Origin of the sequence: Neorhizobium alkalisoli (genome assembly GCF_002968635.1) — a bacterium.
Lineage (GTDB): Bacteria > Pseudomonadota > Alphaproteobacteria > Rhizobiales > Rhizobiaceae > Neorhizobium > Neorhizobium alkalisoli.
Window position 1 is genome coordinate 12558 of record NZ_PVBN01000013.1, and the last position, 22940, is coordinate 35497.

Genomic DNA, 22940 nt, shown 5'->3' on the forward strand with positions numbered 1-22940 from the left:
GTTCTCTCTCGTCTCAAATGATGAATGACTGCGGAGAGACGCCGTTGGCGCACCTCGTTTCCCCCTTGGTTTCCATTGAAAATGTCGACATGCGTTATGGCGGCGCGAACGGCACGCTCGCCGTGTCCGGCCTCAGCATGAAGGTCGGCAAGGGCGAGTTCGCGGCGGTCGTCGGTCCGTCCGGCTGCGGAAAATCGACGCTGATGAAGCTCGTCACCGGCCTGCATATCCCGCAGGGCGGCGGTGTGATCGTTGCCGGCAAGCAGGTCACGGAGCCGGTGTCGATCGTCGGCATGGCTTTCCAGAACCCCACAATGCTGCCCTGGCGCACGACGCTCGACAACATCCTCCTGCCGCTGGAAATTGTCGAACGGCACCGCCACCGGCTGCGCAAGCATAAGGCGGAATATGTCGAGAAGGCCGAGCGCCTGCTTGAGACCGTCGGGCTGAAGGGCTTCGGCTCGAAATTCCCGTGGCAGCTTTCGGGCGGCATGCAGCAGCGCGCCAATCTCTGCCGGGCGCTGATCCACGAGCCGGAACTCCTGATGCTCGACGAGCCCTTCGGCGCGCTTGACGCGTTCACCCGTGAAGAACTCTGGTGCGTCATTCGCGACCTGCACGCGGCGCAGGGCGTCACCATCGTCCTCGTTACCCACGACCTGCGCGAGGCGACCTTTCTGGCCGACCGCATCTTCGTCATGAGCGCGCGTCCCGGTCGGGTGCTGAAGGAGCATGTCGTGCCCTTCGCCCGGCCGCGCGAGCTGGACCTCATGTACGAGAAGGGCTTCAACGACATGGTGCATGAACTGCATGGCGAGATCGCTCAGGCGCGGGTGGCCGCATGAGCATCGCCGCCGAGAACGCTGCCGCCACACCGGCAAAGCCGCTCGCCCGGATCAACTGGGTCGCGCTGGCGCCCTGGCTTTACACGATCGGCTTGTTCGTCCTCTGGGAGCTGCTGGTCATCGCGCTCGAAATGCCGCCCACCATCCTGCCGGCGCCCTCCCGCGTTTTCCAGGCGATCCTGCAGTATTGGTCGCCGATCTGGAAGAATTCGCTGCAGACCCTCTACACCACCACGCTCGGTTTCGCGATTGCGGTCGTGGCGGGTCTCGGCATCGGCCTTTTCATCGGCTGGTCGAAGACGATCTATGCCGGCCTCTATCCGCTGATGATCGGCTTCAACGCCATTCCCAAGGTCGCGCTGGTGCCGATCCTCGTCATCTGGTTCGGCATTGGCACGATTCCGGCGGTCCTGACCGCCTTCCTGATCTCCTTCTTCCCGATCGTCGTCAATGTTGCGACCGGGCTTGCCACCATCGAGCCGGAGACCGAGGACGTGCTGCGCGCGCTCGGCGCCAGGAAGATGGATATCATGCTGAAGGTCGGCATCCCGCGCTCCATGCCCTATTTCTTCGGCTCGCTGAAGATCGCGATTACGCTCGCCTTCGTCGGTTCCGTCGTCTCGGAAACGGTTGCCTCCAATTACGGCCTCGGCAACATGATGAGTTCCGCCCAGAGCCAGTTCAACGTGCCGCTCGTCTTCGCCGGCCTGCTGATGCTGGCCGTGGAAGGCATCGCCATGTACGCGCTCATGGCCTGGATCGAGAAGCGCATGACCGGTTGGGCGCACCGCTCCACGATGGCGCAATAGACGGCTCCCGAATCCTGCTTCCCTTGGGTGCATCTTGTTTTGTCCATATGACCTTTACATTTGGTTCATTTGGACTACCTTTGCGATTGATGCCAACAAGGACAGGTCCCCGTGGAAGTCGCGCCGAAAAAGCATGATGCCGAGCAACTGGCGGCCGTTGCCCTGAAGGCTTTCGGCAATGTGATGGGCGAGTGGGGGGTATCCCTCAACGAGGCGGCCGGTTTGGCGGATATGTCGGACAGCACCTGGAAGCGTGCGAGGAAGCCCGGTTATGCCGGCGGGCTCACCAAGGACCAGATGCTGCGGCTCAGCGCCGTGATCGGCATCTATAAAGCCCTGAAGCTCTATTTCAGCGAGCCGATCGCCAGCCGTTGGATGACGCTCCCGAACAGCGGCCCGTTGTTTGAGGGCGCCCGTCCGGTGGATACGCTGATCGAGGAGGGGTTGCCGCAGTTTTTGAGGGTGCGCAACTATCTCGACGCGCTGCGGGGCGGCGCGTGATTATCACGGCGCTGAGCGACCGGGGCCTGGTGCGCCTGATCCCGGCGACCTACCACAAGCCACCCAGCCTGCGCGGCCTCGTCGACAGCGACGAGGAGCTGGAGATCCTGGCCGAGATCGAGGGACTGACAAGCGCTCGCCTGATCGCCGAGCGGGGGCTGAACCTGCATCTCGATCGTCGGGAACTTGCCTGGAAGCGCCGCAGGCACGACCTGCAGGTCTATGGCAACAGCCATATCAACGCTGCCTTCACCTATACCCGCGCGGGCGGTAACCGCTTCAACGCCGAAAGCCGTGGCGCCTGGTATTGCAGCTGGGACACGATGACCTCGATCGCGGAAGTCGCCTACCACAAGACGAGGGAGCTGCGTTTCATCGGGCTATTCGAGGAGACGGCGCGATATGTCGAACTGCTCGCCGATTTCATCGGCGACTTTCCCGACATCAGCGACGAGGCATCACACCCCGCACTCGACCCCGATCCGGCTCTTGGTTATCCGCAAGGGCAGTTGCTCGCCGAAAAATTGCGGCGGGAGGGACATGACGGGCTGATCTATCCATCGGTGCGCCATCAGGGCGGACGCTGCCTTGTGGCGTTCGAGCCGACGGCGATCCGTAACGTCCGGCCGGGCGCCGCTTGGGACATCGTCTGGCAGGGTTCGCAGGACTTCAGCGTCAATGCCGTCTGAGACCGGTTCACGGGCTCAAGGATAGAAGTCTTCGAAGGTTTTGCGCACCAGGTCCGGCCTCCTCGTAAGGCCAGACCTGGTGCATCCTTTCCTTCAGGTCCGCGCTGTCGCCAGTTCGTCCGCACCGTGAGGAGTCGGAGGTCCGCTCGCACCGGCAGTGTCGCGCGATTTTACCTGAGGGTCTGGAATCTGTTCGGGTTGCCTGTCGAAAGCGAGCTTGATCGCCTTCGTCAGGTCGCGGCTGGCATTCCACCAATCGCCGCTATTTGTCCAGTATCGAAGTGTAACTTTCGTGCCACTGGAATCGAATTCCGCAACGAAGGCGGCGGGTGCGGGATCGTCCTGCACGCGCCTGTCGTCGCGGGCCATCTGGAGGAGCTTCGCCTGTGCTGAGCCAATGTCCTCGTCCGCGTCGATATGGACGGAAATCTCGTTGCGGCGGGTTCTGCGCCGGCTGTAATTGGTGATCGGCACGTTCCAGAGGGTCGAGTTCGGTGCAAGGCGATAGATTCCGTCAGCCGTCTTCAGTTCGGTCGCGAAGAGGCCGACTTCGATGACGGTCCCGGTGACGCTGCTGGTCTCGATCGTCTCGCCGACGCGGAAGGGGCGAAGCACGAGCAGCATGATACCGGCGGCGATATTCTGCAGCGTGCCCTGCAGCGCCAATCCGACCGCGAGGCCGATCGCGCCGAGGGCTGCGAGGATCGACGCCGTCTGCACGCCGAACTGTCCGAGCACCATGACGATGACCAGGATCAGGACCACGTAGCGGATGATGTTGGAAAAGAACTGGGCAAGGGTGGCGTCGATGCCGTGTATGCGCGACAGCCCGCTATGGGCCCAGTTGCTCAGCATCCGCGCGGCGATCCAGCCGACGACGAGAAGCACCAGGGCGCCGATCACGGCAAAGGAATACTGCACCGCCAGCGCGCTCAATTGAGCGAGCGCCGCTCTTGTCGCCACAACGAAATCCGATGCCTGTTCCATCCGGCCGGCTGCTCCTTTCTCCGAAGTGCCCGTAATTGGGGCAGGAGGCCTGGAGGTCAAGTCAAAAAAGAAGACCTTTTTATCATGCTTCTAAATCATTGGTAAAATTAGATTTTCAGCTCGGAAGCAATTTCGAGGGGCAATACGAAGGATGCCCGGCCATCCGTTTCCGCCCCGCGGCCGATGCTTTTGACCGCCGCAATCAGACGCCCGTTACGGCCAAGCATATGATCGCCGATCTCGATCAGCCGCGAATTCGGCGTCGCATGCGGCGCCACTTTTCGGAGCCGACCGGCAAGTCCGAAATCGTCTTCCTCCGGGTGGAGCGCCAATGCCGCTATGACCGCAGCCGCCGGGGAACGGGAGACGCCCATCCAGCAGTGGATGAGGATCGGCGCGGATTGATCCCAGTCCCGCACGAAGGCGATCAGGCGTTCGACATGCGCCTCGCTCGGGGCGATGAGGTCGCCGGTCCCGGCAAAACCGATGTCGTTCATGGCGAGCTTCAGGTGGCGTTCGGCTGCGATCACGCCGGGCCGGTGAAAATCCTGGCGCTCGGCGATGAGGCTCACCATCGCGCCGGCGTGGTGCCTGACGGCCATCTCGGCAATATGGGCGAGGGGACAGACGACGATCGCGGTCATGGCGTCCCCTTGGTCGATTTGACCGCCTTCGTCACCTGGTTCCCGAGGCCGCGTTCGGTCTCGATGCCATGAAAGCGGTCGAGGAAGCGTTGCTGTGCCTCGAGCGCCGGCATCGGCGTGATCGGCAGCATGTCACGGGCGATGCCGCGCGGCTGGCCGAAGAATTTTCGCGCCTCGGTGACGGAGAAACCGGCGAGTTCGGTAGCCTCGAAGAAGGCGGCGATCGTGTCGGCCTTCTTGATCAGAGCCTTCAAATCCCGCGAGGCATGCGGCGGCAGGCCGAAGCGCAGATGGATCGCCGCTTCCAGCCGCTGTTCGACAGCCTTGTAGCCGCCGCCGACGACCGATTTGAACGGCGAGATCATATCGCCGATGACATATTCCGGAGCGTCGTGCAGCAGCGTCATCTGCAACGCGTCGGCGCTGCACGACGTGTTGCAGCGGCGAAAGATTTCCTCCACGACGAGGCAATGCTGGGCGACCGAAAAGGCATGGTCGCCGCGCGTCTGGCCGTTCCAGCGGGCGACGCGGGCAAGCCCGTGGGCGATATCCGAGATCTCGATGTCGAGCGGCGAGGGGTCGAGCAGGTCGAGCCGCCGTCCGGATAGCATGCGCTGCCAGGCGCGGGCGCCCGGCGCATTGCTCTCGGCCGAAATCGTGGCTGCGGTCACGGTTCGGCCTCTTGAGCCTCGATCGGGAATGAAAGTCCGGTCCATTCCGGCAGCGTGAGCTTTACCGCCACATCGCCCACAATGAAGGGCAGACCGCGCGCCAGGGCATCGCCGACGCGATCGATGCGGACGACAGCAAGTCCCTTGTTGCCGGCAACCGAGCCGAGTGCGCCGACGGTCTTGCCGCCAGCAATGATTTCGATGCCGGAGGCGGGCAGCGACGCATCGCCGGAAACCAGCGCCAGCCGCCGTCTCGCCGTGCGGCGATGCTGCATCCGGGAAACCACTTCCTGACCGACATAGCAGCCCTTGCGGAAGGAAAGCCCGTCTGTCTTGTCGAGCAGAACGTCGTGCGGAAAGGCGTCCTGCAGCGCGTAGTCATGGCCGGAAAGTGCCACACCTGCGTCCGCCCGCAACGCGTGATAAGCGTCCTCCGGCCCGTCCGCCTGTTTGCCGGGTGCTCGCAGGAGCGTAATGCCGGCCTTGGCGAAAGCCGCATCCTTCACGGCGCCCTTCTCCGCTTCGTCGTCCCAGAATACCGTCACGCCCTCCGTCGTTTCGGCGGCGAGGTCGACCGCGGCGCGCAGCTTGTACATGGTCAGCCGCCGCATCAGCGCCTCGCGCTGCGACGCTTCGGTTTCGATGAGAAAGCCGTCCCCTTCGCGCCAGACGAGGAAATCGAACAGGATCTTGCCCTGCGGCGTCAGCAGCGCACCGGGACGCGCTTCGCCGGGCGGCAGCTCGTCGATATCGGTGGTGATGAGCCCCTGCAGGAATTCCTGCGCATCGTGCCCGGAAAGGCGGATCAGGCTACGCGTCGGAAGAAAGGCGGCGGACATGGCATGGCAATCCGGTTGTCAGGAAAACAGAGAGGTAAGTCTTCCCGCGGGCGGCGACAAGACTTGTCGTTCTCTCAATCCCCGCCGGAGAAGAACTTCCATTTGCCGTCTGGGCTGATGCCGATGCGAAAGAAGTTGTAGTTGCCGTTCTCTTCCATGCCGGCGAGGTCGCCGGCGGTGACGATTCGCAGGAGATCGACCCGCTCGGGCGGCGTCAAAGAGCCGAGCGCCTTGCCGGTGAAATAGGGCCAGATGTAAGCTTCCTCAGGTGTGCCGGCATCGAAACGGGCAGCCCCTGTCGAAAGAATGTCGAGAATGATGGCGAGGATTTCCTGCCCGTCGGGATCGCCGGAAAAGCTCTTGAGCGTCTCGATCGGATCGTCGCTTTCGCCGTTCATCACCTGCGTTTGCTTGTCGCCGGTGGCGATCAACGGGCGCAGCCTTGCGATATCGCCGGAGGCGGCGGCTTCGACGAGTTGTTCGCGCATGTGTTTGACCGGCTGCGGCAGCTTCGACATGTCGAGGATGATCTCGGCGGGCTGATCGTTGTCGTTTGCAGGCGTCTCGGCCGCCTTCTGGTCGGGCGCCGGCGCGGGGGCTTCTTCGGCGCTCGTCTGCGGCCGGTTGATGGCCGGACCCGGCGGCGGCAATGTCGTGCCGTCCAGGGCCTGGAGAATCTGCTTCTCCTGGCTCTGCTGGGCCGGAGCGCGTCCGTCCTGATCGGGGGCGAGCGCGGAAAGCGCCGATGCGCTGCCGCCGGCCGTCAGGCTGAGCGCGGCCGCAAGCACGGTTGCCGCGCAGAGGCGGGTGAGAATCGGGGAAATGGTCGTTTCCTCTGCAGGTCGCATGGAAACCTCGGCTGTCTATTGAATCATTCGCTCGGGAGAAAATTCGCCAGCGAGCATACGGGTTTTCAGTGATTCGAGCATGGCTTCGGCACCCAGCTCGCCATGGATGCGGATGGTTTCCCGCATGGCAAGGACCAGGGCCGCGTCGGCGATGATCTCCGGTTCGATGCCGTCCGCCCGGCCGTCGGCCCAGGCCTCGCTCTGATATTCCAAGGCAGCCTGCATCTTCTCATGCACAATCATGTCGTCGATGTCGTTGCGGCCTGTCTGCATTCTGTTGTCCTCGGTGCCCGTTTGATTACTAGCCCGTTAAAAACTTTATCAGTCTTTTATCAAAACGACACGGCCTCCCGCCAAAAGAGGTAAATAATCCTCTAATTTCCGAAGCGTGTCGCAATTTCTGTGGCAAGTGTTGCGCCTTCGTTACGGTATCTTTCCTCCGCCGTCCTTGCCGCAGTCGTGCAGGAGGTGTGCACTGCGGCGAAGGATCGATAACCGCGGTTGAAGGCCGCAGTCAGTTTCTCGCGCCGCTTGGGTTCGTTCGCGGTGTCGGCCTCCAGCAGTTGCTGCATCGAGGCGCGCCAGTCGGAGGCGGGCACGCCGCACAGCGTCCGCAGATACTGGATGGAGCCGAGAACCTCTGCAAGGCGGGTAAGCTGTCCCTCGTAAGGAGCCGGCTTTTCTTCCACGACTGGCGGCGGTGCGGGCGCGGCGGGCGGTTGTTTTGCAGTCGGCTGTTTCGCCGTCTGGGCGGCGAGCGGCGCTGCCGTGACGGCGGCCACAAGCACAATCAGGACAAATCGCGAAATAGAACTCATGAACGGGATCCGGCGCGGCATACTAGTCTCTTAGCGGGCCTTGATCTCCGCCGCCAGCCTTTCGGCGCATTCGAGCACGCTCGGCGGCACGGGCAGGGAGCGGATTTCCTCAACCGTATACCAGCCCGGATCCGCGGCATCGTCGGCTGCGACGACTTCCGTATCGGCATCGGCCTCGACGCGGAAGACCGAGAGAAAGAAATGACTGCCGCCCTCCCTTTCGCTCATCAGGTCATAGGTGGCGAACAGGACCGGGTTTCGAGCCGCAACGCCGGTCTCTTCGAAAAACTCCCGCAAGGCGGTTTCATCCGGCATCTCGCCCGGTTCGGCGCGGCCTCCCGGAAAGGCAAAGAGATCCGCCGACGGCGGGTTCATCCGGCGGATCAGCAGGAACCGGCCATCCCGTTCGAGAATGGCGGAGGATGCGGCTTGCGGGGAGGAGGGCATGACGATGTCCATTTGGGAGGCGCTATATCATTCCAAGAGTCGCGAAGGCGATATTGTAAAAGTATTGTATTTTATCGTATGCTTCAACCGAAGGAGCATTCAATGGCACGGGCAAAGACGTTTTCCCTCGGGGATGCCTATGATGGAATTCTGGCCGATTTGGTGAAAAATGGCCGTTTTGGTACGGAGACTGAAGCCGTACGCGCCGGAATTCGCATGCTTGCAGACTACGAGATGCGGATGCAGTCGCTCCGTCAGGCGATCTACGCCGCGGATACGGAAATTGAGGCGGGCCTGGGTAAGGAGTATGCTTCGGGCGCCGAATTGCTTGCGGATATCATGAACGAAAGCGACGACGATTAGCGGTCGCAAGCGCCTCATCATCGCGCCGCTGGCTCGCGCCGACCTGCGCAACATTCGTCGTCATATCGCCGAAAGCAGTCCCTATTACGCTCAGGAATTCATAGCGGACATAACGGCCAAGATCGCCTGGATTGCCGATGCCGACTTCACCGGCTCGCCAAGGGATCACATTGCGCCGGGGTTACGCGGCTTCCCCTATCGTCAGCGCTGCATCTACTATCGTTCCTATCCTGATCGGATCGTGATTCTTCGCGTGATGCATATGGCGCAGGATGTGAAGCCCAGGGACTTTGACTAACGTCCTCATGAAAACCTACGCCCTCTACTCTTTTGCCGCACTCGCCGAGATCGCCGGCTGCTTTGCTTTCTGGGCTTGGTGGCGGCTGGAGAAATCGGTCTGGTGGCTGGCGCCGGGCATGGTCTCGCTCGTTCTCTTTGCCTGGGCGCTGGCGCTGGTGCCGAGCGAGGCGGCGGGACGCGCTTATGCCGCCTATGGCAGCATCTATATCCTTGCCTCGATTCTGTGGTTGTGGATGGTGGAGGCGCGGGTGCCGGACCGCTGGGATGTGCTGGGCGTGGCCGTCTGCCTTGCCGGCGGCGGCGATCATCCTCTTCGGACCTCGGAGCGCCTAGCGGCCGACCCGCTTGACGCATTTTGAGGCCGATGCCATGACAGGCGCATGTGCGGACGTTACGCCCTGACGGCGATTCCCAAGGATATTGCGGAATTTTTCGGTCTGGTGGATCTCGATGATTTCCCGGCCCGTTACAATATCGCCCCGACGCAGCCGATCCTGGTGGTGATCGAATCGGAAAGTCGCGAGCCGGGCAGCAATCTCCCGACACGGCGGGCTCTGCTCGCCCGCTGGGGATTGCTTCCGGGCTGGCTGAAGGACCCGAAGGATTTTCCTCTGCTGATCAACGCGCGGGCGGAAACGGCAGTCGGCAAGGCCTCGTTCCGCGCCGCCATGCGCCATCGTCGCGTTCTCATACCGGCGGCGGGCTTTTACGAATGGCGCCGGCCGCCGAAGGAGAGCGGCGTCAAGCCGCAGGCCTATTGGATCCGTCCGAAGCATGGCGGGATCGTCGCCTTTGCCGGCTTGATGGAGACGTGGTCGTCGGCAGACGGCTCGGAAGTGGATACGGCGGCGATCATGACGACCACGGCGAATGCGGCGATCCGCGGCATCCACGACCGTATGCCGGTGGTCATCCAGCCGGAAGACTTCGAGCGCTGGCTGGACTGCAAGACGCATGAGCCGCGCCATGTGGAAGATTTGATGCGGCCGACGCAGGAGGACTTTTTCGAGGCGCTGCCGGTCTCCGATCTCGTCAACAAGGTCTCGAATATGGGGCCGGATCTGCAGAAGCCGGTCGCCGTCGCCGTCCCGGAAGAGAAGCCGCCGAAAGGCGAAAAGCCCGACACCGCGCAAATGTCGCTCTTCTGACCCTTCCTCCCTTTTCAGGCGAGATATCCTCATGAACCTGCTCTCTGCCGGATTTTCCGGTTTCGCCCTCGGCGGCTCGCTGATCATCGCAATCGGCGCCCAGAACGCCTTCATCCTGCGCCAGGGGCTGATCCGCAGCCATGTCTTCATCCTCTGCCTGATCTGTGCGCTGTCCGATGCGTTGCTGATTGCCGCCGGGGTCGCCGGCCTCGGCACCGTCGTCTCACGATCGCCGGTTCTGATTTCAGCGGTGACGCTCGGCGGTGCGGTCTTCCTCGGCACCTATTCCTTCATGGCCTTCCGCCGCGCGGCAAAGCCGGGCGCCATGGTCGCCGGTGCTCCGGAAAGCCTTGGCCTGAAGGCGGCGGTCATGACCTGCCTTGCCTTCACCTTCCTCAATCCGCATGTCTACCTGGATACGGTCGTGCTGCTCGGCAGCCTGTCTGCCGCCTTCGAAGGAGCTGAACGGGTCGCCTACGGCGCCGGTGCGGCGGTCGCCTCGTTCGCCTGGTTCTTCGGGCTTGGTTACGGCGCGCGGTTCCTGGCACCGCTATTTGCCAGACCCGCCGCCTGGCGGGTTCTGGATGTCGTCATCGGTGTGGTGATGGGCCTGCTCGCGCTGGGGCTGTTCTGGAGCTTCCTCAGCGGCCAGTAAAATCAGCCGGCCGGCGTGAGCTTCGGCTTGCGCTTCAGCATGAGCGCTGCGGCAACCACGGCCTTGAGCGCCAGCGGGCGGTAGGGCGGGTTGATATCCTGCTTGGCTTCGGTCTTCTTGGCTGGCTTTTCGCTGCTCATGGCTGTCTCCTCACACACGCGAATCTTTTGTTCTTGCATTCCTGCGATTGCGCCTCTCCGCATTAAAGCGGGCAGAATCGTGGCTGGACAAGCCGGCACCCTCGCCAGCTTTTCATAAAACCTTCATCTTGCGGGAAACTGTTGCGCGGAAGCTGCAACTTACCAAGATTGGCGCCCGTCAGACGGTAGCGCTGTCGTCCTCGATGGTGATGGTGCCGTAGCGGCGGTGCCAGGCACGCGCGCTGAAGGGCAGCACGCAGAGATAGGCGATGACGGTGACCGACAGCACCTCCCAGGTATAGCTCATCAGCAGAGCCACATAGAGCACCACGGCAAGCAGGATCGGCAGCATGAGGTCGCGCCGGATGCGGCTCGATTTACCCGACCAGACCGGCAGCCGGGAGACGAGCAGATAGCCGATCAGGACGGTGTAGGCGACGCTCGCAAAGACGAACAAAGGTGACGGCTCGACCCCGAGGAAGCCGAGATAGACCGGCAGAAGCACCAGCATGGCGCCCATCGGGGCCGGGACGCCGACGAAAAACTCCGATTGCCACGCCGCCTTGATCTCGCGGTCCGCCATCACGTTGAAACGGGCAAGACGCAGACCGGCGGCAATCGCATAGAGAAGTCCGGCGATCCAGCCGATCGACTTGGCGTTGTGCAGCAGGAAAGCATAGGAGACGAGCGCCGGCGCGACGCCGAAATTGATGATGTCGGCAAGCGAATCCATCTGCACCCCGAATTTCGAGGTCGCCTTGAGGAGACGCGCAACGCGCCCGTCGATGCCGTCCAGAAAGGCGGCGAGCAGCACCATGGCGACCGCAAGCTCGTAGCGCCCCTCGAATGCCAGTCGGATGCCCGTCAGGCCGGCGCAGATGGCCAGCACCGTGATCAGGTTCGGCACCATGAGCCGCAGCGGGATTTCGCGCAGGCGCGGCCCGCGGGCCTCGTCGTTCGGCCTGTTCGGCTCAGGGGAGGAAGGGGTCGAGGCGGTGCGGCCCGGGGTTTCCATGATGCTCTCGTACTCCGTTATGCGCGGCGGCTGATCGTCGGACCCTTGGAGGAGCCGAATTCGGCAAGCACGGTCTCGCCACCGAGCGCCAACTGGCCGACCGAGACCCGCGGCTGGGCGCCGGCGGGCACAAAAACGTCGAGGCGCGAACCGAAGCGGATGAGGCCGAAACGTTCCCCGGCATTGACCGGCTCCGTGGGCTTCACCCAGCAGACGATACGGCGGGCCACGAGGCCGGCGATCTGAACGACGCCGACCTTGCCGTGGCGGGTTTCGATCACGAGGCCGTTGCGTTCGTTATCCTCGCTCGCCTTGTCGAGTTCGGCATTGATGAACTGGCCGGGGCGGTATTCGATGCGGCTCACCTGGCCGCGCACCGGCGAGCGGTTGATATGGCAGTCGAAGACATTCATGAACACCGAGATGCGCAGCATCGGCTCGGAACCGAGTTCGAGTTCCGCCGGGGGCACGACGAAGGCGACATGCGAGATGCGGCCATCGGCGGGGCTCAGCACGAGGTCGTCGTCCTGCGGCACGAGGCGTTCGGGGTCGCGGAAGAAATAGGCGCACCACAGCGTCAGCACGAGGCCGACCCAGAACAGCGGTTCGGCGATCCAGCCGAGGATCAGCGAGGCGATGAAGAAGGCCGCCACGAAGACATAACCTTCCTTGTGGATCGGCACGAGCGTGTTGCGGATGGTGTCGAAGAGATTGATCAACCGTTTTCTCCTGGATGGTCAGCCCGAACTGACTACAGGGAAACCGTTTTTGCGGCAATGCGGTTCCGTCGCGACGTGGCGAGGGCGGTTGAGCTGGACAGAGGAGCAGGGACGCTTTTGCCGTGACGTCAATTCCGGAGAAACGACCGCGTGAAGCGCTGTGGTCCAACCTCGAGCGATAAGGCCCGCGCTGGTCCGCCCGAGCGCGAGCCCCATCCCCATACCCCCGACGCAGTATTGCCCACAAAAGAGGTGGCTCGACCGTTTTTCCCGTTCGAGCCACCAAGCAGTCTGTTGGCAAGCGCAGGTAACAACCTTGCCGTCAATCGCGCGTGAAATGGCCGTGAATGGGAGAGGCCTTCGTGCCGGTTCGTCATTATTTTTCGACAAAAAAATCCAGGCGGTTCGGCCCCGGCATCGTGAAATTTGCGGCTTTATGCTTGGGGCCAGCGATACACGACGATCGAGGCAGGCGGAAATCGGCCGTCGATTCGTCGCGCCGAAGGCTGGCCTACATCTATCGGACGACCTGCCAAGCCGCCTGAAACCGACTATTGATGCGCTCGGCACACCGCGCGTCGAGTGTGGCTATACACCTGAACGGGGGGATGCATGACCTATCTGCGCATTTGGATCGTCGCCACGTTCGCTTTCGTATTCTGCGCCGCGTTCATCACTGTCGGCTACTACGACATCGAGGGAACGGCTCCGGTGAGCCCGCCTGTCTATGTCGAAATTTGGGCGGGATGGATGGGCTTTATCACGGTCTCCGTCGCAGGCGTGAAGTGGTTGTTCGACTATCGCAAATGAGGCGACGCCTCGGTCCGCGAAAAGGACTGCTCCCGCCCAGCGCAGTTCGGCGCCCGCCGGGCTGAGCGGCCGCCCCGCGCTTCAGGGCTGCGGCGGGACCCAGCCCATCCAGGTGGTAAACGCCAGAAGCGGCGAGCCGTAGAGGGTCAGGACGAGGAGATAGGCGAGCGCAATGGTGCTGAACACCGCCATTCTTTTCCAGGAAGATCTCATTGTTTTCCTCTTGATCCGTTGAGCGCTCATTCGGCCGCCGGAGCGCCGCGCAGGATGATGCCGAGATCGTCGCTTTCGCGCACCTTCCGCAACTGCTCTTCGGCCTGCACCGCTTCGCGCTGGCGGTTCCACATCGAGGCATAGAGTCCGTTCTGATCGAGCAGGCCGGCATGGGTGCCGCGTTCGGCGATCAGGCCGTCGCGCAGCACGATGATCTCGTCCGCATTGATGACGGTCGACAGCCGGTGAGCGATCACCAGCGTCGTGCGATTTTTCGAAACCGTGTCGAGGGCCGACTGGATTTCGTGCTCGGTGGTGGTGTCGAGCGCCGAAGTCGCCTCGTCGAGGATCAGGATCGGCGGGGCTTTGAGGATGGTGCGTGCAATCGCAACGCGCTGCTTCTCGCCGCCGGAGAGTTTTAAGCCGCGCTCGCCGACCTTGGTGTCGAAACCCTCGGGAAGAGTGCGGATGAAATGGCCGATCTGCGCCACCTCGGCGGCGGTCTGGACCTCCTCATTGGTGGCGGAGGGCCGGCCGTAGCGGATGTTATAGGCGACCGTGTCGTTGAAGAGAACGGTATCCTGCGGCACCATGCCGATCGCGGCGCGCAGCGATTTTTGGGTCAGCTGCCGGATGTCCTGGCCGTCGATGGTGATCGCGCCGTTCTGAATATCGTAGAAGCGGTAGAGAAGGCGCGAGATGGTCGATTTGCCCGCGCCCGAGGGGCCGACGATCGCCACCGTCTTGCCGGCCGGCACTTCGAAAGAAATGCCTTTCAGGATCGGCCGCGCCGGGTCGTAGGAGAAATGCACGTCCTTGAAGGCGATCGAGCCTTGGCGGATATCCAGTTTCCTCGCATCCGGCCGGTCGACCACTTCAGGCTCCACTTCCAGAAGGTCGAACATCTGCTCGATATCCGTCAGTCCCTGGCGGATTTCGCGATAGACGAAGCCGATGAAGTTGAGCGGCACGGAAAGCTGCATCAGGAGCGCATTGACGAAAACGAAATCGCCGATCGTCTGCTCGCCCCGCTGCACGGCCAGCGCCGACATGACCATCATCACCGTCTGGCCGAGGCCGAAGATGACGCCCTGGCCGAAGTTCAGCCAGCCGAGCGAGGTCCAGACGTCGGTGGCGGCTTTTTCGTAGCGCGCCATGGAGGCGTCGAAGCGCTTCGCTTCCATTCCCTCGTTGCCGAAATATTTGACGGTCTCGAAATTGAGAAGCGAATCGATCGCTTTCGTGTTGGCGTCCGTATCGCTATCGTTCATCGAGCGGCGGATGGCGATGCGCCAGTCGCTCGCCTTGATGGTGAACCAGATATAGAGCCAGACGGTGACGGCGGTGACGAGCACGTACCAGAAGCCGTAGCTGACCCAGAAGATGATCGCTGTCAGCACGAATTCGAGCAGCGTCGGCGCCGAGTTGAGGATCGTGAAGCGGACGATCGTTTCGATGCCCTTGGTGCCGCGCTCGATGATGCGCGAGAGCCCGCCCGTCTTGCGCTCGAGATGAAAGCGCAGCGAAAGCTGGTGCATGTGGACGAAGGTGCGGTAGGCGAGCTGGCGCACCGCATGTTGGCCGACCGAGGCAAACAGCGCGTCGCGGAGCTGGTTCAGCCCCACCTGCAGAATACGGGTGAAATTGTAGGCGATCACGAGGATGACGGCGCCGAGCAGGAAAGCCGGAAGAATCCCCGCCATGTCCAGTCTGCCGTTCAGCGCATCCGTCGCCCATTTGAAGAAATAGGGGACGGCGAGCAGCACGAACTTTGCGAGGAACAGATAGAAGGTCGCCCAGAGAACACGCGCCTTCAGATCCGCACGGCCCTGCGGCCACATATAGGGCCACAGGTTGACGAGGGTGCCGAGCGGATTGCTGGCATCCGCCGATACGGTCTTTTTCTTGTCCGCCATGAAAGTCTCCGCGAGGGCGCGTCAAAACGCCACCCGGCACATAAGGGTGGACGGGGGATGTTGCAATGACGGTTTGATGAAAGTTCGGGTCCTCCGGTTCGTGATTGGCGGAGCAGGTTTCTCGCTGGCGGTGTGGACGACGACAGCGGATGGAGCTTCTAGCCCCTTACGCGCAATGGGCCTGTAGCAGGCACACGCGGATGGCGTGGAGCAACTCGGCCGGATCTGCCGGCTTGGGTATCCACTGGCCGTTGAGGAATACCGTGTGGATGTCGGACGGCTGGCTGTGAGCGCTGTGGACGACAAAAGGAATATTGCGCTTCACCAGGGTTTCTGCAATTTCGACGCATTCGCCGTCTCGCAGGAAGACGTCTACGACAGCCGCGTTCGGAGATTCGTCAACCAGCCACGCTTGGGCATCGCGACATGAAGCCATCACCGCTGCCTCGCCCAAACCGGCGTCACGCAGCATTTCTTCGACTTCCCAGGAAACAAGCGGCTGATCTTCAAGCAGTAGGATCGCGGGACGCTTCATAGCGGTTATCCCTCTTATTCTCCGATCCACTATAATCTGTGCCTTTATGGTAGGTCCGGCTCGGTCTGCTTTCGTACAAACGCTCACGCCAGCTACACTGGTGATATATGATCGCCGTCATTCGCTTTGTAAAAAGGCCGGGGCTCGCTGCTCCGCCGCCCGAAAACAAGTTCTAGCGACTGTCCCTGACGAGAGCGTCCTCAAGATCGGTCGCGGTAATGTCTATGGCTTCCACCAGCCCACCGGATGTCAGCATCAGTGTCATCGTCTGATGATAGGCTTCCCACATCACGTTGAGTGGTTCCCGGGTTATCTGCACATCGAATACCCCCGGCGCATGTTCGCGTTCCATGCCGGGCAGCTGAAAGGTATTGTGGAAAGTGACCGTCTTGATGCTCGTCGTGGAGGTCATTGAAGGCCTGCGCGATAGTCCAGCTTTGCATCCTTCAAGGCATTGACGAATTGCCCGCGCGCGTCCTCCGGCGACTGGCGGCCATCGAGCGCTGCCAATATCGACAGATGCGCCGCCGCAAATTTCAGGCTCTTCGAATTCGGCCACTCGGTCATCATGAAGTTATGCGCCTCCAGGGGACTAACGATCCAGGCGTCGCCTATTCTTACGGGACGAATCCATCTTGCGGTCAGCATGTCGGTCTCTCCTCGAAGGTGGAGGAAGTGGATCCTCCCTCATTCTCCCACGACGCAAGGTCGGCCCGATGCCGCCGTATTTGCATATGCGGCGACGACGGATAGTTCTCCGAAGAAATCATGCTGCCGAGAATACGCCGGATTATCACCACCTCTTCGGGATGATCCGGCCCTGGGCCTGCTTCCAGATCCAGGGTGGCGTAACGTCCTCTCTTGAGGATGCGCTGCAGGATTTTGTCGTCGGCAGGTCCAGCCTTGATGGAAAAGATCATAACCACGACCATGCTCCTCCCATGAAGTAGAGGGCAATCAGGAAGCTCGACGCAATCAACGCCTTCCGAACAAGGCTTTCGTCGTCATGAGAACGAAATCGGATCGCGGTGGAAGACATGCCGTCCTCCTTTGTTGGGGCCAGGGGTCCAAGCCCTCGACCGCAGCGCCCGTATCAAGGCTGCCATCATAAGTTGATATGGGGCGGAACAGAAGCAATTTCAAGTCGAGAAAAGGAGCTTTGTGAATCAGGCCCTGCCGTCGGTAAATTCGACCAGGTCCCAGAGGTTGCCGTAAAGGTCCTTGAAGACCGCCACGATCCCGTAGTCGGCCTCCTTCGGCTCCCTTGCAAATTCGACGCCGCGATCAACCAGATTGTTGTAGTCCCGCCAAAAGTCGTCCGTGCGCAGGAACAGGAAGACCCGCCCTCCAGCCTGATCGCCGATATATTCGCTCTGATGGGCCGTGGAGGCGCGGGCAAGCAGCAGCGACGTGCCGCCGGTTCCTTCAGGCTTGACGACGACCCACCGTTTGTCCTGCTCCGGCTGATAGGTGTCCTCCACCAGCACGAAGCCGAGCTTGTTGACGTAGAAATCGATTGCCTCGTCATAATCACGAACGACGAGGGCGATCAACGCGAGGCTCTGGTTCATCTTTGGCTTCTTCTGCTTGAGCGCCTGTCGGGAGTGGTCGGCGTGCGAGCTGCAAGCTAAGGGAAGCACGCGCGCGTCGCAATCGCTTCGTCTGGCTGCGCCGGCAACGGCTCGAGGATGGCGCGGTCGGCCCTATTCCATGCAAGAACGTACAAACACCTCCGCCCGCGCCGGACATTTTTCCGGGGCGGTTGAGGTCGGGAGGAGGGCAGGCGGGGTATTTCAGGGTATTGGATATCAGGCTTTCCGCCTGCCCCGGCCGCGTTTGACGCTTTTGGAGGATTTCCCAGCCCTCCTTGGCACCTTCCGCAACCATCACCGGAAACCGAGCCTTTCGAACCCGAGGATGCGACCGGTTCTAGAACCCGGTTTCCCATCCGATGACGGGAGGATTATCGCCTCGCTTCGAAAGGCGGGGATAAGACGGGGCGGACGAAGAGGATAAGGGTTTGATTGTCGGCGCGGAAATTTTCGCAAGCGGGCAAAAACGTCCCCTCCCGCCAGGCGGAAGGGGACAGAAACCGGCTTTACGAGCGCTTCGGGTGCAGGCGCTGGCGGTGGAGCTCTTCCGAATCCGGCCGGAACTCTTCCGGTACGCCGAAGATCTGGCCGGGCTGGATGATGTCCGGATTGCCGATCTGATCCTGGTTGGCGAGATAGATCGTCGTGTAGCGGACACCCTGGCCGTAGAGGCGGCGGGAAATCTGCCACAGCGTGTCGCCGCGCCGGATGATCACGGAATTGCGCTCGCTCTGGGTGAGCGGCGCCTGCTGGATCGTCTTGGCGCCGGCGGCGTCGCCCGTGCCGGCAGGGGCGGCCGCGGCCATTTCGGCACCGCTCTTGAGCTGGTAGGCGATGACAGGGCCGACTGCCTTGCCGACCATGCCGGCCACCTGGTTCAGCCCGGCGCCGACGGCAGCCACATCCCCCGGCAAAGCGTCGAGCGCCGCGAGTGCTGCTGCTGCTTCTCTGGCTGCAGCGTCCGCGATCGGACGGGCGGCGGCAGATGCGTCTGCAGGCAGCTGATATTCCGCCAGCGACTTGAGGGCGATGCCGGTTGCCGACCGGGCGGCGGCGACCTCTTCCATCGACGGTACCTTGCCGGCGCCGTAGAGGTTTTTGAGGAGGTTGAAGGCACGGACGGTCTCGTTGCGCAGCTTGTCGAACGCACCGCCATCGACGCCGCTCATGGAGGTCGCGACCGACGAGCCGGCAACCGCGGCGACCTGTTCACCCGCCGGACGGTTGAAAGGCACCTCGACGCGCAACAGCGCCTGGCCGCTCGCCGAAAGCGATTCGACACTGATCCGGTGATCGCCGACCGAAAGGTCGGTCAGCCCTTCGATCACGAAGCTGCCGTCCTGGCCGGCCTTGGCGGTGCCGATCGGCTTGCCGTCAGCCTCGCCGCGAACCGAGGTTCCCGGTTTCGAGATGCCGGCGATGAAAAGCTTGGCTCCTTCGATCTCGACGGCGGTTACCCGCAGATCGGCCGAAGCCGCATTGTCCGGGATGGGCGAGGCCATGGCGACATTCGGCGCCGAGGAAGCAAGGTTCGAGGAGCCGGCAGGCAGGCCAGGCAACACACCGGCGATATCGGAGGCGGCTGCGGCGGGCACTGACGCGGGAGAGATCGTTGCCGGCAGCCCGGCCGGCGCCTGCGATCCGGCGGTTTGCGACGGCGAGGCCGGGTTCTGCCCGGGCAGCGTCATCACGCGGCTTGCCTTGCCAGGTTTGGTCACCATGGCGAGCAGCTGGCCGCTCTTGTTGGCTGGAACGGAAACCGTCGCGGTCTCTTCGGAGGTCACGGCCTTGCCGTCCTTGCCGGTCGCCTTCAGCACGAGCTGGTGGTCGCCGGGCGGCAGCGGATTGTCGAGCACCACCGCGAAATCGCCGCTCGGGCCGACATCGACCTTGGCCACGACGGCGGCGCCGTTGGTGATTTCGAGCTTGGAATTGGGTGCGGCGCGTCCGGCGATCACGGTCGAGCCGTCCGGCTCGACGCGCAACACGTCGAAGGAGGGCGATGCAGCCGCGGCCTGGCTTGCCGGTTGCGTGGAGGACGGCGCAGGAGCCTCAGGCTTTGCGGAAGAGGATGGGGCCGGAGCGGCTGCCTGCTCGCCCGTTTTCGGTGCTTCCGGGGCCTTGGCGGTCTGCTGCGGCTCGGTGATTGCTTCCTTCACGGCGTCGCCTGCGGCATTGATCGCTTCGCCGATCGGCTTTGCATCCTGGCTGATCCTCGGCAACACGAAAAACACCATCAGAAGCGATGCAGCGGCAAGTACAATCAGGGCCAGCAAGCCCGCACGGTTTTTCATCATCAATGTCTCTCCCGACGGGCCTCAAAATCCTTCCGGCAGAAGGATCCGGATCAAAGGAACAAGGCCTAGCGTCGCATATTCGGATTAACCTTTTCCTCCTGTCTTCACAAGCTTTTCACGGTATAAAGCCTTGCTCTTCCGGGCGTTTCCCGTCAATTTCCACATTCGGGCATGCCTATGCCTCCCTTTGAATGCCTGACGGAGAATACTTGTGCCGATTCGATCCATTTGCGTCTATTGCGGCTCGCAACCGGGACGTGATCCCGCCTATATCGCGGCGGGCCGCGCGCTCGGAAAATCCATTGCCGCCCATGGGCTTCGGCTGGTTTATGGCGGAGGCACGAAGGGCATTATGGGCGCGGTCGCAGCCGGCGTTCTGTCGAACGGCGGTCAGGTCACCGGCATCATTCCCGAATTTCTTGTCGATATGGAGGCGACCCGCCATTCGCTGGGCCAGCTCGACGAACTGATTGTGACCGACGACATGCATGCGCGCAAGCACAAGATGTTCGAGCGCTCTGACGCTTTCGTGACCCTGCCGGGCGGCATCGGCACGCTGGAGGAGATCGTCGAGATCATGACCTGGGCGCAGCTCGGCCGGCACGAGAAGCCGATGGTCTTTGCCAATATCGGCGGCTTCTGGGACCCGATGCTGGACCTCATTCATCACATGCGGGAGCAGGGCTTCATCCACCGCGCCCATCTCGTGCAGCCGCTGGTCATCCCCGACATCGAGGACATCGTCCCCGCGATCCTGGAGCATGGTGAAGACCGCGGCCGCTCAGGCGGCGAAGAGGCGGTGATTTCGCGTCTCTGAGAAGCGGCGCGGTCTGTTGCGCGCGGATCGGGTTTCAGTCGACGATGAAGAGTTTCGCGCCGATCTCCGTTGAGGAGCGGTGCGGCTCGGCATCATCGGCCACCTGGTAGCTCATGCCCGGCTTCAGGATAAAAACGCGGCCGTCGGCCAGTTCGGTGGTCAGTTCGCCCTCGATGCAGAGCAGGATATGGCCCTTGACGCACCAGTGGTCGGCCAGATAGCCCGGCGTATATTCCACCATCCGAACCCGGATGCCGCCGAAATGACGCGTCTGCCAGACGGCAAGGCCGGTCTCGCCCCTGTGCTCCGTTCTGGGCACGGCGTTCCAATCCGTGGTGCCGAACGGAATATCGCTGATTTGCATCGATCTCTCCGGAGGGTCAGGTCCTGCTGCCGCGCGTCTGGCGCCGCATCGACCAGGTGTAGATGATCAGCGCCGACCAGATGAGCACGAAGGCGCCGAGCTTCACGAGGCTCAGCGGCTCGTGGAAGACGAAGACGGCGATCAGGAAGATCATCGTCGGCGCGATATACTGCATGATCGCGATCGTGGAGAGGGTCAGAAGCTTGGCGCCGTTGGCATACATGATCAGCGGCACCGCGGTCACCAGCCCGCTGGCAAGCAGCAGCAGGCTGTCCGAAAAGCCCGTCTGCATCAGATGGCCCTGACCGGTCGTTTCGAGATAGACGATGTAGAACAGGCAAGGCAGGGCGAGGATCGCGACCTCAAGGAAAAAGCCTTGGTTCGGTCCGACCGGCAGGGTCTTGCGAAAAAAGGCATAGAATCCCCAGCTGATCGTCAGCACCAGCGAAACCCAGGGAAGCCCGCCGGCATCGACGGTGAGGATCGCAACGGCCGCGACCACGAGCGCAATCCCCACCAGCTGCACGCCGGAAAGTTTTTCCTTCAGCAGCACGGCCGCCAGGAAGATGCTGAAGAGTGGGTTGATGAAGTAGCCGAGCGCGGTATCGAGAGCGCGGCCCGCGCTGATCGCCCAGATATAGGTCATCCAGTTGACGGTGATCAGGGCCGCGGTAAGGCCGGCCATCGCCATGGTCCGCGGCGAGCGGATCGCCGCCTTCAGATCGCCCGTCCGACCGAGCGCCAAGAGCACGATGCCGGCGACCGGCACCGACCAGATCACCCGGTGGGAAAGCACTTCCAGCGCGGGAATATGGGCAACGGCCTTCATGTAGATCGGCAGAAACCCCCACAGGAAATAGGCTGCCAGCCCGAAAGCGAAGCCGCGCGGCGTATCCTCGTTCTTGACGGGAGCCGGAAAGGTGTCGGTAGCCATGAGGTGTTTCCAAACATTTTGTGCTGTGATTGGTCGGTCTAAACGAATAGGTTGCGCTGAACCAATTCATTTCGGTGAAGGATCCATGACCTGTCACGATTCTGCGGGCTTCGGATCGTATCGTGGTGTCGTAAAAGTGGAGTGTTGAATGGCTTTCGAAGATGCGCCGCTGCACCGCCAGTTCTATGCCAGGCAGATATTGGCGAAGGCGGGAGTGGCCGGCAATGACCGGCTGCTGGCGGCATTTTCCGCCGTCGCGCGCGAGGATTTCGTCGGGCCGCCGCCCTGGCTTTACAACGACTTTCGCAACTATAGGGAGCTGGCTTCCAGCGATCCCGTCGTTCTCTATCAGGACGCGCTGATCGGCATCGACGTCAAGCGCGGCGTCAACAACGGCATGCCCTCGCTGCATGCGGGCGCCCTTCACGTGCTTGGAATCAGGGAAGGAGAGACGGTTGCCCATCTCGGCGCCGGGACGGGATATTATACGGCGATTATCGCCGAACTCGTCGGGCCGTCGGGGCGGATCGTCGCGGTCGAATATGACGAGGCGCTGGCGCAAAGCGCGCGGAAGAACCTTGCCGCCTATCCGCAGGTCGAAGTCTTTACGGGCGATGCGACCGAATGGCCGACGGAGGACGCGGATGTCATCTACGCCAATTTCGCGCTCGACCACCCGCCCGAAGCCTGGATCGACAATCTCGATATCGGCGGTCGGCTGCTGTTTCCGCTCGGCGTGCCGGCGATCGAGAACGGCCGGCCGACCGGCTTCACCCGCCGGGCCGGCTTCCTTCTCGTAGACCGGCGGCGAGCCGAAAGCTTCGGTGCGCGTTTCCTGCAGCCGGTCTCCTTCGTCTGGGCGGAGGGACAGGAACCCCCTCCCGCCGGCCGCCATGACCGGCTTGCCGAGGCATTCCAAAGCCGCCGGGGCTACCGGGTGCGCAGCTTTCGCTGGCAGACACCGCCTGAAGGGGAGGAGTGGTACGGCGAGGAGGACTGGGGGCTCTCGTTCGAGGAGGTTTGA

General features: G+C 62.4%; 31 protein-coding genes and 1 pseudogene. 12 read left to right on the plus strand and 20 right to left on the minus strand.

Going from position 1 to position 22940, the window contains the following annotated elements; genetic code table 11:
• Nucleotides 1-89: 89 nt before the first annotated feature.
• The 4 genes from C5L13_RS23440 (at nt 90) to C5L13_RS23455 (ending at nt 2844) form a co-directional block, all read left to right on the plus strand.
• Complete coding sequence (locus C5L13_RS23440) at nt 90-845, plus strand: ABC transporter ATP-binding protein (RefSeq protein WP_105385834.1); 756 nt, start codon at nt 90-92, stop codon at nt 843-845.
• A complete protein-coding gene (locus C5L13_RS23445) occupies nt 842-1654 on the plus strand; it encodes an ABC transporter permease (RefSeq protein ID WP_105385695.1) in 813 nt (270 codons plus the stop codon). The genes C5L13_RS23440 and C5L13_RS23445 overlap by 4 nt, the downstream gene beginning before the upstream one ends.
• A gap of 111 nt (nt 1655-1765) precedes the next feature.
• Entirely contained in the window at nt 1766-2155 is a 390-nt protein-coding gene (locus tag C5L13_RS23450; protein WP_205836879.1) for an MbcA/ParS/Xre antitoxin family protein, read from the plus strand.
• A complete protein-coding gene (locus C5L13_RS23455; protein WP_105385696.1) occupies nt 2152-2844 on the plus strand; it encodes an RES family NAD+ phosphorylase in 693 nt (230 codons plus the stop codon). Before C5L13_RS23450 ends, C5L13_RS23455 begins: the two co-directional genes overlap by 4 nt.
• Nucleotides 2845-2937: 93 nt before the next feature.
• Here C5L13_RS23455 and C5L13_RS23460 read toward each other — a convergent pair whose 3' ends face one another.
• From C5L13_RS23460 to C5L13_RS23495, 8 genes are all read right to left on the minus strand, one after another.
• Complete coding sequence (locus C5L13_RS23460) at nt 2938-3831, minus strand: mechanosensitive ion channel family protein (RefSeq protein WP_105385697.1); 894 nt, start codon at nt 3829-3831, stop codon at nt 2938-2940.
• A 107-nt stretch (nt 3832-3938) separates the two neighbouring features.
• Nucleotides 3939-4475 carry a tyrosine phosphatase family protein gene (locus C5L13_RS23465; RefSeq protein WP_105385698.1) on the minus strand — a complete coding sequence of 179 codons (537 nt, stop codon included), beginning with the start codon at nt 4473-4475 and terminating at the stop codon, nt 3939-3941.
• Nucleotides 4472-5086, minus strand: a complete 615-nt coding sequence (locus C5L13_RS23470; protein ID WP_245571449.1) for a YfbR-like 5'-deoxynucleotidase — start codon at nt 5084-5086, stop codon at nt 4472-4474. Before C5L13_RS23470 ends, C5L13_RS23465 begins: the two co-directional genes overlap by 4 nt.
• Before the next feature lie 56 nt (nt 5087-5142).
• Nucleotides 5143-5985 carry a CAF17-like 4Fe-4S cluster assembly/insertion protein YgfZ gene (gene ygfZ / locus C5L13_RS23475; RefSeq protein ID WP_105385700.1) on the minus strand — a complete coding sequence of 281 codons (843 nt, stop codon included), beginning with the start codon at nt 5983-5985 and terminating at the stop codon, nt 5143-5145.
• A gap of 74 nt (nt 5986-6059) precedes the next feature.
• Nucleotides 6060-6833, minus strand: coding sequence for a hypothetical protein (locus C5L13_RS23480; protein ID WP_105385701.1), 774 nt, complete (start codon nt 6831-6833; stop codon nt 6060-6062).
• A gap of 15 nt (nt 6834-6848) precedes the next feature.
• A complete protein-coding gene (locus C5L13_RS23485; protein ID WP_105373724.1) occupies nt 6849-7106 on the minus strand; it encodes a hypothetical protein in 258 nt (85 codons plus the stop codon).
• A 101-nt stretch (nt 7107-7207) separates the two neighbouring features.
• Complete coding sequence (locus C5L13_RS23490) at nt 7208-7651, minus strand: TIGR02301 family protein (protein ID WP_105385836.1); 444 nt, start codon at nt 7649-7651, stop codon at nt 7208-7210.
• 30 nt (nt 7652-7681) lie between these two features.
• Nucleotides 7682-8098, minus strand: a complete 417-nt coding sequence (locus C5L13_RS23495; RefSeq protein ID WP_105385837.1) for an NUDIX hydrolase — start codon at nt 8096-8098, stop codon at nt 7682-7684.
• Between the two features lie 102 nt (nt 8099-8200).
• On the opposite strand from C5L13_RS23495, the gene C5L13_RS23500 reads away from it, so the two are divergent.
• The 5 genes and pseudogenes from C5L13_RS23500 to C5L13_RS23520 all read left to right on the plus strand — a co-directional run bounded on the left by C5L13_RS23500 (nt 8201) and on the right by C5L13_RS23520 (nt 10564).
• On the plus strand, nt 8201-8461 hold the full coding sequence (locus C5L13_RS23500) for a type II toxin-antitoxin system ParD family antitoxin (protein ID WP_105385702.1): 261 nt from the start codon (nt 8201-8203) through the stop codon (nt 8459-8461).
• 28 nt (nt 8462-8489) lie between these two features.
• On the plus strand, nt 8490-8759 hold the full coding sequence (locus C5L13_RS23505; protein WP_342588197.1) for a type II toxin-antitoxin system RelE/ParE family toxin: 270 nt from the start codon (nt 8490-8492) through the stop codon (nt 8757-8759).
• Between the two features lie 7 nt (nt 8760-8766).
• A pseudogene (locus C5L13_RS23510) lies at nt 8767-9094 on the plus strand (YnfA family protein).
• Nucleotides 9095-9141: 47 nt separating this feature from the next.
• On the plus strand, nt 9142-9909 hold the full coding sequence (locus C5L13_RS23515) for an SOS response-associated peptidase (protein ID WP_105385703.1): 768 nt from the start codon (nt 9142-9144) through the stop codon (nt 9907-9909).
• Between the two features lie 37 nt (nt 9910-9946).
• Nucleotides 9947-10564 carry a LysE/ArgO family amino acid transporter gene (locus C5L13_RS23520; protein WP_407070465.1) on the plus strand — a complete coding sequence of 206 codons (618 nt, stop codon included), beginning with the start codon at nt 9947-9949 and terminating at the stop codon, nt 10562-10564.
• Between the two features lie 2 nt (nt 10565-10566).
• Here the strand turns inward: C5L13_RS23520 and C5L13_RS29060 are convergent, their stop codons facing one another.
• The 3 genes from C5L13_RS29060 to C5L13_RS23530 form a co-directional block, all read right to left on the minus strand.
• Complete coding sequence (locus C5L13_RS29060) at nt 10567-10704, minus strand: hypothetical protein (protein WP_170117313.1); 138 nt, start codon at nt 10702-10704, stop codon at nt 10567-10569.
• A gap of 178 nt (nt 10705-10882) precedes the next feature.
• Nucleotides 10883-11719, minus strand: a complete 837-nt coding sequence (gene pssA / locus C5L13_RS23525; protein WP_105385705.1) for a CDP-diacylglycerol--serine O-phosphatidyltransferase — start codon at nt 11717-11719, stop codon at nt 10883-10885.
• A gap of 17 nt (nt 11720-11736) precedes the next feature.
• On the minus strand, nt 11737-12435 hold the full coding sequence (locus tag C5L13_RS23530; RefSeq protein ID WP_105385839.1) for a phosphatidylserine decarboxylase: 699 nt from the start codon (nt 12433-12435) through the stop codon (nt 11737-11739).
• A gap of 615 nt (nt 12436-13050) precedes the next feature.
• Between C5L13_RS23530 and C5L13_RS23535 the strand changes: the two genes are divergently transcribed.
• Nucleotides 13051-13248, plus strand: coding sequence for a hypothetical protein (locus C5L13_RS23535; protein WP_105385706.1), 198 nt, complete (start codon nt 13051-13053; stop codon nt 13246-13248).
• A 239-nt stretch (nt 13249-13487) separates the two neighbouring features.
• Here C5L13_RS23535 and C5L13_RS23540 read toward each other — a convergent pair whose 3' ends face one another.
• The 7 genes from C5L13_RS23540 to C5L13_RS23570 form a co-directional block, all read right to left on the minus strand.
• Nucleotides 13488-15377: an ABCB family ABC transporter ATP-binding protein/permease gene (locus tag C5L13_RS23540; protein ID WP_105385707.1), complete on the minus strand. Its 1890-nt coding sequence runs from the start codon at nt 15375-15377 to the stop codon at nt 13488-13490.
• 166 nt (nt 15378-15543) lie between these two features.
• Nucleotides 15544-15912 carry a response regulator gene (locus tag C5L13_RS23545; protein WP_105385708.1) on the minus strand — a complete coding sequence of 123 codons (369 nt, stop codon included), beginning with the start codon at nt 15910-15912 and terminating at the stop codon, nt 15544-15546.
• A 172-nt stretch (nt 15913-16084) separates the two neighbouring features.
• The gene (locus C5L13_RS23550) at nt 16085-16324 is read right to left on the minus strand and encodes a hypothetical protein (protein ID WP_105385709.1); all 240 of its coding nucleotides are present in this window, start codon (nt 16322-16324) and stop codon (nt 16085-16087) included.
• Nucleotides 16321-16560 (minus strand): DUF982 domain-containing protein, encoded by a 240-nt coding sequence (locus C5L13_RS23555; RefSeq protein WP_105385710.1) that lies wholly within the window; start codon nt 16558-16560, stop codon nt 16321-16323. Before C5L13_RS23555 ends, C5L13_RS23550 begins: the two co-directional genes overlap by 4 nt.
• A complete protein-coding gene (locus C5L13_RS23560) occupies nt 16554-16832 on the minus strand; it encodes a hypothetical protein (RefSeq protein ID WP_245571453.1) in 279 nt (92 codons plus the stop codon). Before C5L13_RS23560 ends, C5L13_RS23555 begins: the two co-directional genes overlap by 7 nt.
• A 246-nt stretch (nt 16833-17078) precedes the next feature.
• On the minus strand, nt 17079-17483 hold the full coding sequence (locus C5L13_RS23565; RefSeq protein ID WP_105385712.1) for a VOC family protein: 405 nt from the start codon (nt 17481-17483) through the stop codon (nt 17079-17081).
• A gap of 527 nt (nt 17484-18010) precedes the next feature.
• On the minus strand, nt 18011-19801 hold the full coding sequence (locus C5L13_RS23570; protein WP_105385713.1) for a LysM peptidoglycan-binding domain-containing protein: 1791 nt from the start codon (nt 19799-19801) through the stop codon (nt 18011-18013).
• A gap of 211 nt (nt 19802-20012) precedes the next feature.
• On the opposite strand from C5L13_RS23570, the gene C5L13_RS23575 reads away from it, so the two are divergent.
• The gene (locus tag C5L13_RS23575) at nt 20013-20618 is read left to right on the plus strand and encodes an LOG family protein (RefSeq protein ID WP_205836880.1); all 606 of its coding nucleotides are present in this window, start codon (nt 20013-20015) and stop codon (nt 20616-20618) included.
• A gap of 34 nt (nt 20619-20652) precedes the next feature.
• Here C5L13_RS23575 and C5L13_RS23580 read toward each other — a convergent pair whose 3' ends face one another.
• A complete protein-coding gene (locus C5L13_RS23580) occupies nt 20653-20982 on the minus strand; it encodes a DHCW motif cupin fold protein (RefSeq protein WP_105385715.1) in 330 nt (109 codons plus the stop codon).
• A gap of 16 nt (nt 20983-20998) precedes the next feature.
• The gene (gene rarD, locus C5L13_RS23585; protein WP_105385716.1) at nt 20999-21916 is read right to left on the minus strand and encodes an EamA family transporter RarD; all 918 of its coding nucleotides are present in this window, start codon (nt 21914-21916) and stop codon (nt 20999-21001) included.
• A gap of 148 nt (nt 21917-22064) precedes the next feature.
• On the opposite strand from rarD, the gene C5L13_RS23590 reads away from it, so the two are divergent.
• Nucleotides 22065-22940, plus strand: coding sequence for a protein-L-isoaspartate O-methyltransferase family protein (locus C5L13_RS23590; RefSeq protein ID WP_105385717.1), 876 nt, complete (start codon nt 22065-22067; stop codon nt 22938-22940).

Excerpts from the sequence above, each read along its gene's own strand:
- pssA (WP_105385705.1), bottom strand. The coding sequence starts at position 11,719 with ATGGAAACCCCGGGCCGCACCGCCTCGACCCCTTCCTCCCCTGAGCCG.
- ygfZ (WP_105385700.1), bottom strand. The coding sequence starts at position 5,985 with ATGTCCGCCGCCTTTCTTCCGACGCGTAGCCTGATCCGCCTTTCCGGG.
- C5L13_RS23495 (WP_105385837.1), bottom strand. The coding sequence starts at position 8,098 with ATGCCCTCCTCCCCGCAAGCCGCATCCTCCGCCATTCTCGAACGGGAT.
- C5L13_RS23545 (WP_105385708.1), bottom strand. The coding sequence starts at position 15,912 with ATGAAGCGTCCCGCGATCCTACTGCTTGAAGATCAGCCGCTTGTTTCC.
- C5L13_RS23590 (WP_105385717.1), top strand. The coding sequence starts at position 22,065 with ATGGCTTTCGAAGATGCGCCGCTGCACCGCCAGTTCTATGCCAGGCAG.
- rarD (WP_105385716.1), bottom strand. The coding sequence starts at position 21,916 with ATGGCTACCGACACCTTTCCGGCTCCCGTCAAGAACGAGGATACGCCG.
- C5L13_RS23445 (WP_105385695.1), top strand. The coding sequence starts at position 842 with ATGAGCATCGCCGCCGAGAACGCTGCCGCCACACCGGCAAAGCCGCTC.
- C5L13_RS23440 (WP_105385834.1), top strand. The coding sequence starts at position 90 with ATGCGTTATGGCGGCGCGAACGGCACGCTCGCCGTGTCCGGCCTCAGC.
- C5L13_RS23565 (WP_105385712.1), bottom strand. The coding sequence starts at position 17,483 with ATGAACCAGAGCCTCGCGTTGATCGCCCTCGTCGTTCGTGATTATGAC.
- C5L13_RS23555 (WP_105385710.1), bottom strand. The coding sequence starts at position 16,560 with ATGCTGACCGCAAGATGGATTCGTCCCGTAAGAATAGGCGACGCCTGG.
- C5L13_RS23580 (WP_105385715.1), bottom strand. The coding sequence starts at position 20,982 with ATGCAAATCAGCGATATTCCGTTCGGCACCACGGATTGGAACGCCGTG.
- C5L13_RS23500 (WP_105385702.1), top strand. The coding sequence starts at position 8,201 with ATGGCACGGGCAAAGACGTTTTCCCTCGGGGATGCCTATGATGGAATT.
- C5L13_RS23480 (WP_105385701.1), bottom strand. The coding sequence starts at position 6,833 with ATGCGACCTGCAGAGGAAACGACCATTTCCCCGATTCTCACCCGCCTC.
- C5L13_RS23460 (WP_105385697.1), bottom strand. The coding sequence starts at position 3,831 with ATGGAACAGGCATCGGATTTCGTTGTGGCGACAAGAGCGGCGCTCGCT.
- C5L13_RS23540 (WP_105385707.1), bottom strand. The coding sequence starts at position 15,377 with ATGGCGGACAAGAAAAAGACCGTATCGGCGGATGCCAGCAATCCGCTC.
- C5L13_RS23560 (WP_245571453.1), bottom strand. The coding sequence starts at position 16,832 with ATGATCTTTTCCATCAAGGCTGGACCTGCCGACGACAAAATCCTGCAG.
- C5L13_RS23490 (WP_105385836.1), bottom strand. The coding sequence starts at position 7,651 with ATGAGTTCTATTTCGCGATTTGTCCTGATTGTGCTTGTGGCCGCCGTC.
- C5L13_RS29060 (WP_170117313.1), bottom strand. The coding sequence starts at position 10,704 with ATGAGCAGCGAAAAGCCAGCCAAGAAGACCGAAGCCAAGCAGGATATC.
- C5L13_RS23535 (WP_105385706.1), top strand. The coding sequence starts at position 13,051 with ATGACCTATCTGCGCATTTGGATCGTCGCCACGTTCGCTTTCGTATTC.
- C5L13_RS23470 (WP_245571449.1), bottom strand. The coding sequence starts at position 5,086 with ATGCTATCCGGACGGCGGCTCGACCTGCTCGACCCCTCGCCGCTCGAC.
- C5L13_RS23465 (WP_105385698.1), bottom strand. The coding sequence starts at position 4,475 with ATGACCGCGATCGTCGTCTGTCCCCTCGCCCATATTGCCGAGATGGCC.
- C5L13_RS23550 (WP_105385709.1), bottom strand. The coding sequence starts at position 16,324 with ATGACCTCCACGACGAGCATCAAGACGGTCACTTTCCACAATACCTTT.
- C5L13_RS23515 (WP_105385703.1), top strand. The coding sequence starts at position 9,142 with ATGTGCGGACGTTACGCCCTGACGGCGATTCCCAAGGATATTGCGGAA.
- C5L13_RS23570 (WP_105385713.1), bottom strand. The coding sequence starts at position 19,801 with ATGATGAAAAACCGTGCGGGCTTGCTGGCCCTGATTGTACTTGCCGCT.
- C5L13_RS23485 (WP_105373724.1), bottom strand. The coding sequence starts at position 7,106 with ATGCAGACAGGCCGCAACGACATCGACGACATGATTGTGCATGAGAAG.